Here is a 13,688-nt window from a genome sequence, read left to right as displayed (position 1 = left end):
TTAAAATATGAAGCAGGAGGGATACCATTTTGAAAAATATAATAGATGACGCTAAATTGCTTATATTTGATTTAGATGGAACACTTTACGAGGATACAGATCACTTTGATTATTATGGCAGGCTACTGCAAAAACGAGTATCAGAAAATAATAAACAAGCTTTTTGGAATACATATGAAAGTATGAAGGACGGAACTCACCCCATAGGAATTGGGAAAGTATACGATATCAAAAACGATGCGAGTGTCACTGTAGATCCGATGACACTGCAAGTTACAAAAGTCATTTCCTTTGATGGAATAGAATGGTCTGAAGAACAAATTAAGAAGGAATATGAAGGCGAATTAGTGTATGACTTTGAACGTTTGATCGCAATCGGCGACGGATGGTGGCTCCCTTATGCAACAGCGATGCATTTTGGATTGAAGCAAAGTGACACTTGGGAGTGCTACAACGCTACAAAAGATTATATGGTAACTGATGAGTTTACTTTATCAAAAACACCTGGATTAAAAGAAGCGCTTTTAAAGCTGCGTCAAAACAAAAAATTGGTACTCATGACCAACAGTGAGAAAGAAGATGTGAAAAGGCTCCTTAACGAGCTTGAGTTAGAAGAAATCTTTCACACCCTTCACACAGAAAGCCAGAAACCTTTGCTGACACAAGATAAACTGCAGGCTATTTTGGAAGAATTTCAAGTACAGCCGCATGAAGCAGTTTCTATTGGTGATAATTTTATTAACGAGATTGCCCCGGCATTGCTGATGGGGTTAAAGGCGATCTATATACAGCCGAACAAAATAGAAACAGAACATGAAAATCTGCATGTGGTTCCGACATTGTCTAACGCACTTTAAATAAATGAAAGATGGATTTTTTCATGATGCTTGTTCTAATTTGGACAAATTAACCTACATTTTATAGTAGGGCATAAAAAGGGGGCATCCATTTTGAGAAAATCCATTTTGTTTTTGGCGGGCTTCGCTATATATGGCGTATTGATGTGGTATTATCTTTTTCACGGCGCGAACTCAGTATTGCCGATCGACCTTAAAGGATCCGCAGCAGACCCAGCCATGTTTATGACAGATCGCGAACTCGAGTTAAGCACTGATTTTTCAAGGATCAAAGATTTTTTGTATTTTATTTCTGTTCCACTGGAATGGCTGATCTATTTGTTCGTTCTAGGTTTTGGACTTTCACGCTGGTTCAGAAAAGCTTCAAGCGGGTTAACAAAATTTTCGATTGTTCATACAGGAATCTATGTTTTACTTTTATCGTTTGCAAGCTGGGTTTTAACGTTTCCTCTTAAGTATTACAGCTTCACCGTTTCAAAAAGCTATCACATTTCTGTGCAGACCTTCCATAGCTGGATGAGAGACAGTCTAGTCGATTTTTGGATCAGCTGGCTATTGACAACCGTTATGGTAGCTGTGATGTACTGGCTAATTAGGAAAAATGAAAAGAGATGGTGGCTTTATGCATGGATGCTTTCGATTCCGTTCACCATTTTTATGTACTTCATTCAGCCGGTCGTAATCGATCCGCTGTATAACGATTTTTATCCTTTAAAGGACCAGGTACTGAAAGAAAAAATATTGAACATTGCTGATAAAGCTGATATCCCTGCGGAAAATGTATATGAAGTGAACATGTCGCAAAAGACAAATGCTTTAAATGCGTACGTGAACGGGATAGGATCGAACCTTAGAATTGTTCTTTGGGATACTACGTTAAACAAGCTGACTGATAATCAGGTGCTTTTCGTAATGGCTCATGAGATGGGGCATTATGTAATGAATCACCTGTATTGGAATCTGATTTCTTCGGTAGTTCTATCGTTCCTCGGCTTATGGATCGGGAATATGCTGTACCGGAAATGGATTGAGAAATACGGAAAGAGCTGGGGGATAAAAGGTGTAGGCGATCTTGCCGCATTACCTGTATTGCTGCTTATTTTTTCATTGCTAACCTTTGCGGTTTCTCCGGTTGAAAATGCTGTTTCCAGAAAGGCAGAGAGAGATGCTGATCTGTATGCGATTGAAATGACAAAGAATCCAAAAGCGGCGGTCGGTGCTTTCCAAGAGCTAGCTACGGTTTCATTGAGTGAGGTCAATCCACCAAAAATCGTAAAATGGTTCTTGTATGGACATCCGACAATGCTGGAGAGACTGCACTTTTTAGACAGCTTCGAAACTTCGAATATGACAGAAATGAAAAAGTAATAGGGTAAAGAAAAAGAACTTGAGGGGAATTCCTCAAGTTCTTTCTTATTTTACAGATTTCAAATTCGCGTTTGGTAAAACCAATACTTCAACACGGCGGTTTTTCGCACGTCCTTCAGCTGTTTTATTATCCGCTTTTGGTCTGTACTCACCATAACCGCTGGCACTTACTTGATTAGGTTTTAATCCAGGGTTCTCAAGTAACACGCGCATAAAATTAATTCCCCGGAAAGCACTTAATTCCCAGTTTGACTGGATATCCGGTTTATTGATCGGTACGTTATCCGTATGCCCTGCGATTACGATGTTACGAGGAGGAGTGGTAACAAGTAGCTCTGAAAGTTTCTTGCCAATCTCTCTTGATCCAGGTTTCACGATTGCACTTCCTGAATCAAATAGTGCATTGTCGAGTATCGTGATAAGCAGTCCATTTTCAGTGAGCTGTGTCTGCAGGCTCGAGGTTAACTTATTCGATTGAATATAAGAATTGATCTTCTTTTGCAGTTCTTCTAGCGCTTCAAGCTCTTTTTTTGCTGTTTCCAGCGTTTTTTGTTCTTCTTTTGATAATGCGATTGATTCTGTATCTTTTGGTATAGGGTCTGTATCAGGTGTAGGAATCGTTGCCTGTTCCTCCATAACCCCCGTGCCGCTCGTAAATTCGTTTCTAAACGCACTTGCCATCTGCTTGAACTTTTGAGCATCGACTTCGCTCATTGCGAAAAGTACGATAAATAGAGCCAATAGCAGTGTAAGCATGTCTGCATATGGGATGAGCCATGATTCATCTACATGTTCTTCATGATGCTTCTTCTTTTTAGCCAACCGGACCACCTGCTTTATATTGATCGCGCTCGCTCGTCGGAATATAAGTTAACAGTTTTTCTTCTAAAATTTTTGGTGAAGTTCCATCTTGTATCGATAACAAGCCTTCAATCATAATTTCTTTAATCATGATTTCTCTTTTAGATTTGCGTTTTAATTTATTTGCGAATGGATGCCATAGGACATATCCTGAAAAAATTCCAAACAGTGTTGCGATAAAGGCAGCGGAAATCGCGTGACCAAGAGCTTCGATGTCTGCCATGTTGCTCAGTGCTGCTACTAGACCAACAACTGCACCTAATACGCCAAGTGTAGGAGCGTATGTACCAGCTTGGGTAAAAATTGTTGCGTTGCTCTGATGTCTTTCTTCCATCGTTTCTAAATCTTTCATAAGAACATCTTTTATAAATTCAGGAGGCTGTCCATCAACGATCATTTTAATTCCTTGCTGCAAGAAAGGATCATTCACTTCTTCAGCTTTTGGTTCAAGTGCGAGTAATCCTTCTTTTCTGGCGATCGTTGCCCATTCAATAAAAGTTGTGACGAGATCTTTCATGCCGATCAGCTGCTGTTCTTTAAAAAGGATTTTAAAAAGAGAAGGTATTTTTTTAATCTCATTCATCGGGAATGCAATCAAAATTGCAGCAGCCGTTCCAGCGAAAATGATGAGCAATGCTGCCGGATTCAATAATGAAAGAGGACTGACCCCTTTTAGTACCATTCCAACTCCTATTGCGATAACCCCTAAAATAATGCCTATAAAACTTGTGCGATCCATTTGATGTTCCTCACTTTATCTTTTATTTCTGAATTAAATACTATTTTTTAAGATTTTTCTTTATATCGGAAAGAAACAGGGAAACTTAATGATAAAAGATGGAAAAATAGTGATCCGAAGCAACTATTTAAACGTTAGCTATGTACATCCATCCTATTAAAAGACAAACACTGACTCATTTTGGTATGATGTAACTATTCTATTGAGCAGTAAAGGAGACAAAGATGGGTAGAATTTCTGATTTAGAACTTTATATTCAAGTTCAACAAGAAAATAAAGAAGCCCTTGAACGGTTATATGACCGCTATGAAAAGCTATTGTTTTCCTTTTCATATAAAATGTTGAAGCAGCCTGAACTTGCTGAAGAGGCAGTTCAGGATGTTTTTATGAAACTGTGGCGGAAAAAAGGGATCTATGCAGAAGAAAAAGGGAAGTTCTCTTCTTGGCTGTTAACCGTTACCCGAAATGCATGTATTGATCTTATACGGAAACAAAATAAAAATGAGGTCGAAATACTGGAAAGAGATATTGATTATGAACGTTCTGAAAGTGTAGAAGAAACGGTCACATGGAACGAAGAAAGAGAAGTGCTTAAAGAAGCTGTCTCAACATTAAATGAGGAACAGCAGGATATTGTAGAGATGTTCTATTTTAAAGGATACTCTCAGTCTGATATTGCGGATAAAAAGCAGCTTCCGATCGGTACAGTTAAGGGAAGGATAAGATTGGCACTCAAACACCTAAAGAAAATCTATTCAGAGAGGGGGGATAAATATGGAGCAGAAAGAATGCGATAAGCTGCTGGACTATTATAATGAAATACTGGTAGGGGAAGAAAAAGCAGCTTTTGAATCACATTTACAAGATTGTGATTCTTGCCAGGAAGAATTGGCGGAATGGCAGGAGCTAACGGCTGATCTGCCCTATTTATCGGAAGAGATTGAGCCTCCTCTTGGAATGAAGAAACGCATCATAACGAATGTAACATCAGAAGATTCACTTGATGCTGTGCCATTTACTAGTGAGAGTGATAGTAAAACTAACACTGATGCTGCTCCAATTCCTATTTCTGTGCAAACAAAGAAACCAAGAACTTGGATGTCAGGGCTATTAGCAGCCGGACTTCTCCTGTCGCTTGGTGCAAATGCCTATTTATTTGTAGAAAATAATAAAAATGAGCAAGTGATTGAAGAGCAGATGAGCAAAACGTTTAAAACGGTTCAAATGGCTTCTGACCAAGGTGATTCCGCTGGTGTCGCTTCAATGGTTCAAGAAGACAAAACGATGAAGCTTGTCATTCAAACACGCAACATGTCACAAGTTAAAGGTACAGAATCCTATCAGGTTTGGCTTATTGAAGGAGACAAAAAGTACAGAGCAGGTACATTTACACCAGATGAAAATGGAAATGGGGCTGTTGTTTATCCTGTAACATATCCAGGTGAACATAAATGGGATGCAGTTGCGATCTCCCATGAGCCGACACCAAATAGCAAACAGCCAAAAGGCAAAATTGTTATGGCATCCAATTTGTAAATTCCCAAAAAACAACAACTCGAAACATGAGGTGTTGTTTTTTTGTGCTTAGATAAATTTAGGTATGATTCATGCCGAAATTTGTAGAAAGACTTAATTATTTTAAATGAGACTTAATCATGAATTATTTAGATTTAATTTTTTATATGAGACTTAATTCTTCAGAAATTAGACTTAATCTGTTCTCTGAAATAAAAAAATCCTCAAAAAAGTGATCCAAATTAAAATCCATTCCGTTAGCTAAGTGAAAATACAAATTAAAGGAGTGGTTTTAATGATAGGGTTGTCGAATACGCATACAAATTGGAAAAAATGGATGGTTGCTGTACCACTAGGGTTATCTTTAGCTATCTCATCAAGTGCAGGTGTAAGCGCACACGGAAATGAACAGCATGCAGCTAAGCCGATGGTGGATACACCAGCTGTTGAATTACGTTCAACATTAGACCAATTATTATCAGAGCATGCTTATCTTGCTGTTGTAGCAATGCGTAAAGGTGTAGACGGCAAAGCTGATTTTGACGCAGCAGCAGGAGCTCTGAATCAAAACACAGAAGATCTATCAGCAGCGATCGGATCTGTTTATGGTGAAGAAGCGGGTGCACAATTTAAAAAAATGTGGGGAGACCACATCGGTTTTTTTGTAGAATATGTTCAAGCAACAGCTAAAAAGGACGAAGCGGGCAAGAAAGCCGCTTTAGATAAACTGAATAATTATCGAACAGACTTTTCTAAGTTTCTTGAAACCGCAACAGGGGAAAGACTCGAGGCTGGTGCGCTGGCTGAAGGTCTGCAAATGCATGTTAACCAGTTAATAGGGGCGTTCGATGCTTATGTAGCAGGTGATTATGATAAGGCTTACGAATACGAACATGAAGTAACTTCTCATATGTTTATGGTAAGTAAAGGTCTATCCAGTGCGATCACTGATCAGTTCAAAGACAAATTTGAAAACTCGAAGGCTGTAACACCGGCAGCTGATCTACGTTCTAACTTAAATCAATTAATGACAGAACATGCTTCACTAGCTGTTCTAGCCATGCAAAATGGTATTGATGGTTCTCCAGACTTTGAAGCTTCAGCAGCTTCTTTAAATGAGAATACAGAAGCATTGGCAAAAGCAATCGGAAGTATTTACGGAGAAGAAGCGGGAGCACAATTTAAGGAAATGTGGTCTGCTCACATCGGTAACTTTGTGGATTATGTGAAAGCAACTGGTGCAAAAGATGAAGCGAAGAAAGAAGAAGCACAAAAAGCGCTTGATTCTTACCGAGCTGAATTCTCAAAATTCATTGAAACTGCAACTGAAGGACGTGTAAAAGCTGATGGTCTTTCACAAGGGCTTCAAGAACATGTTAACCAGCTAACGGCTTCATTTGATGCTTATGCCGCAAAGGATTATGACACTGCATATGAAAAAGCACGTGAAGCATACGCACATATGCTAATGCCTGCAAAAGGTTTATCTGCAGCATTTGTGGATCAATTCCCGGACAAGTTTCAAGGAAACATGCCATCTGATATGCCGAAAACAGGTATGGGCGGTATGAGCCATGAGAACGGTATTGATGAACAGTGGATGCTATTAGGATTGTTGCCTGCAGCGGCACTTGTAATGTATATGGCCCGAAGAAAAATGGCTAAAAATAAGTAAACGATTCAAAAAATAGTGAGGGAGAGAAGGGGTTTCCTTCTCTCCTTTTTCCACTTTAAGAAAGTATAACTTGCGGCAAAGGTGATAGCCGGTGCCGTTACAATTTTCATGTGCAAAGTATAAGTGCAGCTGAGGCTGAAAAAAAGGCTTAGCGTCAGCCCGTTTTCTTTATAAGAAAGGATGTGATGTTTTTGAAGAGGCTATTGCTAATTTACCTTTGTATATTCTTTGTTTTTATATCAGGCTGTTCAACTGAAGATAATGGAAGATCGCAGGAAAAGAAGGATGTAACTTATTCAGCGAAAAGTAATGATACTGTTAATGCTTCAAGTGCAAATGCATCTTCTAAAAACATTGATGGAGAGATTATTAAAGATGAAAATACATCAATCATACCGAAGATGATTGAAATTCCTGCCATACATGTCAAAGCCACGATCGAACAAGTCGGTACATTGAAGAATGGCCAGATGGGTGTTCCAGAAGATTTCAATTCGGTTGGCTGGTACAAGGAAGGTTCAATGCCAGGTGATCGAGGCAGTGCGGTTATGGCCGGGCATGTTGACAGCAAGACGGGTCCTGCTGTTTTTTATAAGCTTGAGGATTTAAAAAAAGGCGATAAAATCTTGGTTTCTGACGGTGATGGGAAGCAATTGACATTCGAAGTCATGCGTACTGAAGCTTATCCGCGAAAAAACGCTCCCGTGGATAAAGTATTTGGTTTCACTTATCGAAAAAAACTGAACTTGATCACGTGTACAGGAAATTTTAATCGGGATGCAGGGACACATGAAAAAAGGCTGGTAGTTTATACTGAGCTTGTAAATTCCTGAACTTTTGCGAAACAGAATGCAAATCCTCTATACTAGTAACAGATTGAATAGGAAATGAGGAATTTTGCAATGAAACTCAAACCGATTATTATCATTGTTATTTTTGCTTTTCTAATCGGGGGAGCTATTTATACAGCGCAAATTGATAACAAACAAGCAGAAAATAAAGGAACTTCTAATCTGAAAAGCGGATTAAAAGAAGGCAGTATAGCACCGAATTTTACTCTTAACACGTTAGATGGAAAGCAGATTTCTTTAAAAGATTACAGAGGGAAAAAAGTGATATTGAATTTTTGGGCTACATGGTGTCCTCCTTGTAAGGAAGAGATCCCTGAAATGATGCGGTTTTATAAAGAATATCATACAAAAAATGTAGAAATTCTAGCTGTAAATCTTGCGTTTACAGAAACAAAACCACAGAAAATAAAGGATTTTGTCAGAGATTACGGAATGACGTTTCCTATTCCGTTAGATGAAAAAAATACGATCAATAAACAGTTCCGGGCAGTTTCCATCCCGACAAGTTACTTTATTAATGAAAAAGGAATGGTCAAAAGCAGGCATGTAGGTCCTATGGACTACGATTTCATGAAAAAAGAAATAAATGAAATGCAGTGATAAATATTAAGAACACCTTTGTATTTTTAAAATACAAAGGGTTTTTTTTAGTTCTTTTTTTGAAATTTGAATATTTATACAGCTGAAACTGAACCTAAAGACCTGCATCAATTTATTGAAAAAATGGTAAAGTCGACCAATAGGGGAATGAGTGATTTTGTCGAATTAATGAAAATGGATTTGAATATTATTTTATGAAAATTTAATAAGCGAATTTATTTTTTAAAGGGGATTACTTAATGAACAAGCAATATGAAGAAGCAGAATCTAAGCGTATTGCAGATTTTCATGCTACCACATTGTCAAACTGTCCCATCCATCTCTTTGGATTAAGGAAAGAAATGAGAGGGTTCTATTCATATACGTATTCTGCTAGGGCAATGTTCGATAATTTAGGGATATCCATGCCTTCGCCAGGAAAAAAGCTTCATCAGCATTATTCTAAAGAACAGATGTCACAATGGATCCCGCAAATCGAAAACTCGTTTGTCGGGGAAGTAGAAATCGTCGATACAGATCTCACAGACAAAATGATAAAAACAATTCTGTACCCTGTAAAAGATAATGAGCAGATCATTGCCGAAGTTGTCGGTACTGCATATATACTTCCTAAACAGGAAATGAAAAAGGATGAACAAATTCAAAGTTTGCAAACGTTTAAACAGCTGTTTGATCATGTTATGGATGCGATAGTATTATGTCATTCTGATTTTAGAATCGCAGAAGCAAATGTAAGGGCATGTGAGCTTTTCAGGCTGGAAAGACACGAGTTAATCCATAAAAATGCTGAAGATTTTTTTAAGAACAATGGAAAACTTATCGCTGAAAAACGGGACCAGGTAATGAACGGCAAGAAGGTTTATGGTGAATTTCGATTTAAAACAGCAGACGGCTTTTTTAAAGAAATTGAGTACACGTGTGATAGCGATAATGTTGAAGGTTTTTATGTCATCATTTTAAAAGACATAACAGAACGGAAATTAACGGAACAAAAGCTACTTAAGGCAGAAACATTAAATGTTGTCGGTGAACTTGCAGCGGGAGTGGCCCATGAAATCCGGAATCCTTTGACGTCTTTAAAAGGATTTGTTCAGCTCATTCAAAATCAAACGGCTGACTATAATCACTATCTGTCGATTATTTTAACTGAAATAGATAGGATCGAGCATATTATTAAAGAATTTTTAGTTCTTTCAAAGAGTAATTCACAAAACTTTGAGTTAGCTAATGTAAAAGATATTATTCAAGATACTGTTTATTTATTGAACACACAAGCGATAATGAGAAATATAGAAATTAAAACAGAATATGAAGAAAATTTGCCGCCAATTTATTGTGATCCTTTGCAATTAAAACAGGTATTTATTAATTTTGTTAAAAATGGAATTGAAGCCTCAAAAGTAGGTGGATGTGTAAAAGTAGTGATGAAGAAAACCAGCAATTCATTTCTTCAGATTCAAATTCGTGACTATGGATGCGGAATGGATGAGGAAGTTCTAAAGAATATAGGAAAACCATTTTATACAACGAAAGAAGAGGGAACTGGCTTGGGGTTAATGGTTAGCAGCAATATTATAAAGCATCACAGTGGAAGACTGGACGTGCAGAGTGAGAAAGGAAAAGGGACCAATTTTATTATTTCTATACCCATGCAACCTGAAAAGTAGAAAAAAGCTGACTCATAAGAGTCAGCTTTCTTAGTAATAATAATATTAATTAACCTTTAAATTCTTGAACGAACATTTTCCCGTAAGATCCGCCATCGACAATACCGATTCCAACTTTAGTGTAATCAGCTTTTAAGATGTTTTCACGGTGACCTTGAGAGTTCATTAATGCTGTGTGAGCTGCATCTACAGTTTGGTTGCCTGCAAGGTTCTCACCAGCTGTATTGTACTCAATTCCAAATGTCTTCATCATATCAAATGGTGAACCGTATTTTGGTGAATTATGATCGAAATAGTTATTGTCGATCATGTCTTTTGCTTTAACGCGAGCCATTTTTGTTAATTCTGGGTCAGCTGTTAATGCTGGAACACCAGCCTTTTGACGCTCTTGGTTCACTTTGTCTAACATTTGTTGTTCTTGAGCAGTTAAATCCGCACTAGTTTCAGCTTTTGGTGCTTCTTGAGCTGGAGCTGCTTGTTGCTGTTGAGGAGCAGCTTGTGTTTGTTGCTTTGGAGCCGGAGCTGGAGCAGCTTGCTGCTGCTTAGGTGCCGGAGCTTGAGTTTGTTGTTGCTGTGGCACCTGAGCCAGACCCTTTTGAATTTGTTGCTGAATTTCCGGCGGTAAATTTTTAATAAGTTGAGCCGGATCCACTTGAGTTTGTGGTTGCTGTGGCTGTGCTTGATTATTATTTAATGGGCATGATGATGCTGCCTCTGAGATTCCTGCGTTTGCGCCGAAAAGGGAAGCGCCTAATACTGATGCAATTACTAATTTTTTCATGTTGTGTTTCCCTCCTAATGATTTAGCTTACGTGTACATGATTCGGGACTTTAGTAGGAGGGATGGGGGTCTGGAATTAACTACCAGTTTAAAGACCCCAAACCTTGGACACAGTTCTTTTTGATGTCTCAATGAGATATACATCGGGGTTGGAGAGAAGCTGCCATTCATCAAATCCAAATGAGGATTGAAACAAGTTAATCATTAAACTCATTAAGTTTCCATGTGTTACGACTAAAACACAGTTGTAAGAATGTGATTCTAAATCACCAATAAATGAATGTATTCTTTCTTTCGCTTCAAAAGTTGATTCACCACCTGGAAATTTTAGATGTTCTTCTATATATGTACGTTTTAAATTTGTCTTCCAATTTGGATCATCTTCGTTTGATAAAATCCTTTCCGTTAATCTTTCATCCAGGTGGATCTTATACTTTTTAGAATCGGCAAATGGTTTGATCGAATCTATTGCTCTTAAGAAACAACTGGAATAAACAGCATCGAATTGATATTTTTCTAAAAAAGAAACTAATTCCTCCGCTTGTACTTTCCCTTCGGCTGTTAAGGCAGCATTTCTTTCTTGTCCTTCTGCTTTGCAGTGTCTGACTACAATGATTTTCATGAGTAACCCTCTTTTCAATGTCCTGTGCTTCTTTTTTCATTCGAGACGTTAAATGAGTTTCCTTCCCGAAAACTATAAATGGTTATATACGAAGGGGGATTAAGATGTATCCTGAATTAAATCATTTTAAGCAAATGAAAAAAGAATATGATGAAGACATAGCAAGAGTGAACGAAAGATGGACGCTGTTACATAAACAAAAAGAATGGGCATCAAATGAGTACGAAGATTTGCTGAATGCATATGGGGTAAGAAATTCTAAAGTAACAATGGAAAACTTATCAGAAGTAAAAAATAAGTATTTGAAAGCTCTGGAAAAAGAGCGAGAGGCAATGGAAGAATTGGACCAGTTAAAAGAGAGCAGGGATGACAGGCTTGCGGAATATTTAAAGACAGTCTACATGTCACGTGACCGTGAACTAGATGCTGCCCAAAAAAGCATGGAGAAAAAAATAGATCAAATCGAACGGTTAAAAGCAGAATATTTAATGATGGTTCAGCAAATTCATGAAATTCATGGTTACAGGCTATCTGTTGAAAAGGAAACGAGTGATGTCGTTAACAGTTATCAGCAATCATATACGCCTAAAGAAATTTTGCCATTATATCCTGAATTAACGCGTATGGAGATTCCGCTGAATGATATTCAGTATGTTTTTCAAAAAGGCGAGATTCCTGATCATTTGAAAAAATATGTACAGTTTGATGTTACTTCTAAGACGAAATAAAAAGACCATAACCCTTTACGGAAGGGTTATGGAAAAAAAACCGAACGCATGATGAAGAAATGGGGGTAGGGAATTGCTCTGTTGACCTTTGCCAACAGGAGAGATTATATCTCACAATCCTACTATATGCATAATGAAGCAAATGGTATGGACAAGTGCCATGGGCAAATATGTAATTTTAATAAAAGTGAAAAATATAATAAAGTCTTTGAATAACTAGTGAAAAGACTCAAACGGCTGATATACAGCAGCCTTTGAGTCTTTTTGGTTGATTAGTACTCGGACAGTAGTAAACAGGGACGGGAAATAACAAGGCTATATTATACACAAAATGTAAACCGTATGAATTACATTAAGAGAAATGAGAAAACGCTTTAGATCAAATCGAGAGTTTTAGTAAGGGAAATAAATTATTTGGGGTCAGTCCCCATTTTTTGTTTTGGCAGTCCATTTTCTAAGGAGGTCTTTTTCTTTGTCTGGATGTAATCCAGCTTTCCATTGTTCTGGCTGCTGTCTTCTGCTAAGGGACCAAGAAGCAGTATCCTGAATCGTTTCTTCAAGAGACCTGAATGCCAATCCTTTATTTACTGCTTTAGAGTCATCAGCATAATCAAGCCCTCTGTAATCTTCACTTGAGATCCATAACGGCATCTCAACCCATTCTCCAACACCTTCTTCTAATAAGAAGGATTCTGGAACAGAGACTATTTTTGTATCTAATTCTTTTGATAGACACTTCTGGATAAAGTCATTAAAATTATATGTTCCCCCAACTGCCTGATAGACTCCGTTTTCTTTATTTTCAACCATTCTTACTATCCAATCTGAAAGATCACGAGCATCAATAAAACGGACAGTAGGATCTTTCATATCGGGAACGAGGATATCACCGCCGCGAGCCCCTCTGTCTGGCCAATACGTAAATCGGTCGGTATAATCGTATGGTCCTACAATTAAGCCTGGGCGTACGATTAATGCTCTATCTTTAAAAATGTTCTGAACTTCTTTTTCACATTGTGCTTTTAATTCACCGTACATTTCTAACTTGAATTCAGTGATGTTTGGATCTTTTAATTCACTGACTTCATCCTCTTCAGTGATATTGCGCTTCGATTGGTCAGCGTAAACTGAAACAGATGAAATATAGACATATGATGCTGCATTCTGTTTTAACGTTTCAGCCATTTTGCGAACATGGATCGGAAGGAAACCGCATGTATCGATTATTGCATCCCATGTGCGATTTTCTAATGGGCTTAAATCTTTTTCCCTGTCACCAAGAATGATTTCGCATGAAGAAATCTTTTCAGGCGGAGGTGTATTACCTCTGTGAAACAAAGTAACTTCATGGTTGTTTTTTAAAAGAGAGTCTGTAAGATGTTTTCCTAAAAATCGTGTACCGCCAATGATTAATACTTTCATCT

Annotated in this window: 14 protein-coding genes; 9 read left to right on the top strand and 5 right to left on the bottom strand. The window is 37.8% G+C overall.

The window, feature by feature from the left end; translation table 11 throughout:
* Positions 1-29: 29 nt before the first annotated feature.
* Together RGB74_RS15995 and RGB74_RS15990 are read left to right on the top strand one after the other, a co-directional pair.
* Complete coding sequence (locus RGB74_RS15995; RefSeq protein WP_310760288.1) at positions 30-857, top strand: HAD family hydrolase; 828 nt, start codon at positions 30-32, stop codon at positions 855-857.
* Between the two features lie 93 nt (positions 858-950).
* Positions 951-2,225, top strand: a complete 1,275-nt coding sequence (locus tag RGB74_RS15990; RefSeq protein ID WP_310760287.1) for a M48 family metallopeptidase — start codon at positions 951-953, stop codon at positions 2,223-2,225.
* 45 nt (positions 2,226-2,270) lie between these two features.
* Here the strand turns inward: RGB74_RS15990 and motB are convergent, their stop codons facing one another.
* Both motB and motA read right to left on the bottom strand, forming a co-directional pair.
* Positions 2,271-3,056: a flagellar motor protein MotB gene (gene motB, locus RGB74_RS15985; protein ID WP_396135983.1), complete on the bottom strand. Its 786-nt coding sequence runs from the start codon at positions 3,054-3,056 to the stop codon at positions 2,271-2,273.
* Complete coding sequence (motA, locus tag RGB74_RS15980; RefSeq protein WP_310760285.1) at positions 3,040-3,825, bottom strand: flagellar motor stator protein MotA; 786 nt, start codon at positions 3,823-3,825, stop codon at positions 3,040-3,042. Before motA ends, motB begins: the two co-directional genes overlap by 17 nt.
* Before the next feature lie 224 nt (positions 3,826-4,049).
* Here motA and RGB74_RS15975 point away from each other — a divergent pair, with 224 nt between their 5' ends.
* The 6 genes from RGB74_RS15975 (at position 4,050) to RGB74_RS15950 (ending at position 10,133) form a co-directional block, all read left to right on the top strand.
* Positions 4,050-4,622 carry an RNA polymerase sigma factor gene (locus tag RGB74_RS15975; protein WP_310760284.1) on the top strand — a complete coding sequence of 191 codons (573 nt, stop codon included), beginning with the start codon at positions 4,050-4,052 and terminating at the stop codon, positions 4,620-4,622.
* The gene (locus tag RGB74_RS15970) at positions 4,600-5,361 is read left to right on the top strand and encodes an anti-sigma factor (RefSeq protein ID WP_310760283.1); all 762 of its coding nucleotides are present in this window, start codon (positions 4,600-4,602) and stop codon (positions 5,359-5,361) included. The genes RGB74_RS15975 and RGB74_RS15970 overlap by 23 nt, the downstream gene beginning before the upstream one ends.
* Positions 5,362-5,635: 274 nt before the next feature.
* Entirely contained in the window at positions 5,636-7,015 is a 1,380-nt protein-coding gene (locus RGB74_RS15965) for a plant Invertase/pectin methylesterase inhibitor family protein (RefSeq protein ID WP_310760282.1), read from the top strand.
* A 191-nt stretch (positions 7,016-7,206) separates the two neighbouring features.
* Positions 7,207-7,848 carry a class F sortase gene (locus RGB74_RS15960; RefSeq protein WP_310760281.1) on the top strand — a complete coding sequence of 214 codons (642 nt, stop codon included), beginning with the start codon at positions 7,207-7,209 and terminating at the stop codon, positions 7,846-7,848.
* Between the two features lie 69 nt (positions 7,849-7,917).
* On the top strand, positions 7,918-8,466 hold the full coding sequence (locus RGB74_RS15955) for a TlpA disulfide reductase family protein (RefSeq protein WP_310760280.1): 549 nt from the start codon (positions 7,918-7,920) through the stop codon (positions 8,464-8,466).
* A gap of 239 nt (positions 8,467-8,705) precedes the next feature.
* Positions 8,706-10,133 carry an ATP-binding protein gene (locus tag RGB74_RS15950; protein WP_310760279.1) on the top strand — a complete coding sequence of 476 codons (1,428 nt, stop codon included), beginning with the start codon at positions 8,706-8,708 and terminating at the stop codon, positions 10,131-10,133.
* A 49-nt stretch (positions 10,134-10,182) separates the two neighbouring features.
* Here the strand turns inward: RGB74_RS15950 and RGB74_RS15945 are convergent, their stop codons facing one another.
* Together RGB74_RS15945 and RGB74_RS15940 are read right to left on the bottom strand one after the other, a co-directional pair.
* Positions 10,183-10,914: a CAP domain-containing protein gene (locus RGB74_RS15945; RefSeq protein WP_310760278.1), complete on the bottom strand. Its 732-nt coding sequence runs from the start codon at positions 10,912-10,914 to the stop codon at positions 10,183-10,185.
* 88 nt (positions 10,915-11,002) lie between these two features.
* The gene (locus RGB74_RS15940) at positions 11,003-11,536 is read right to left on the bottom strand and encodes a histidine phosphatase family protein (protein WP_310760277.1); all 534 of its coding nucleotides are present in this window, start codon (positions 11,534-11,536) and stop codon (positions 11,003-11,005) included.
* Positions 11,537-11,640: 104 nt separating this feature from the next.
* Between RGB74_RS15940 and RGB74_RS15935 the strand changes: the two genes are divergently transcribed.
* The gene (locus RGB74_RS15935) at positions 11,641-12,264 is read left to right on the top strand and encodes a hypothetical protein (protein ID WP_310760276.1); all 624 of its coding nucleotides are present in this window, start codon (positions 11,641-11,643) and stop codon (positions 12,262-12,264) included.
* 420 nt (positions 12,265-12,684) lie between these two features.
* Here the strand turns inward: RGB74_RS15935 and RGB74_RS15930 are convergent, their stop codons facing one another.
* Positions 12,685-13,686, bottom strand: coding sequence for an NAD-dependent epimerase/dehydratase family protein (locus RGB74_RS15930; protein WP_310760275.1), 1,002 nt, complete (start codon positions 13,684-13,686; stop codon positions 12,685-12,687).
* Positions 13,687-13,688: the final 2 nt, after the last annotated feature.

This window comes from Bacillus sp. NEB1478 (assembly GCF_031582965.1).
Lineage (GTDB): Bacteria > Bacillota > Bacilli > Bacillales > Fictibacillaceae > Fictibacillus.
This window is presented reverse-complemented; position numbering and strand designations above follow the sequence as displayed.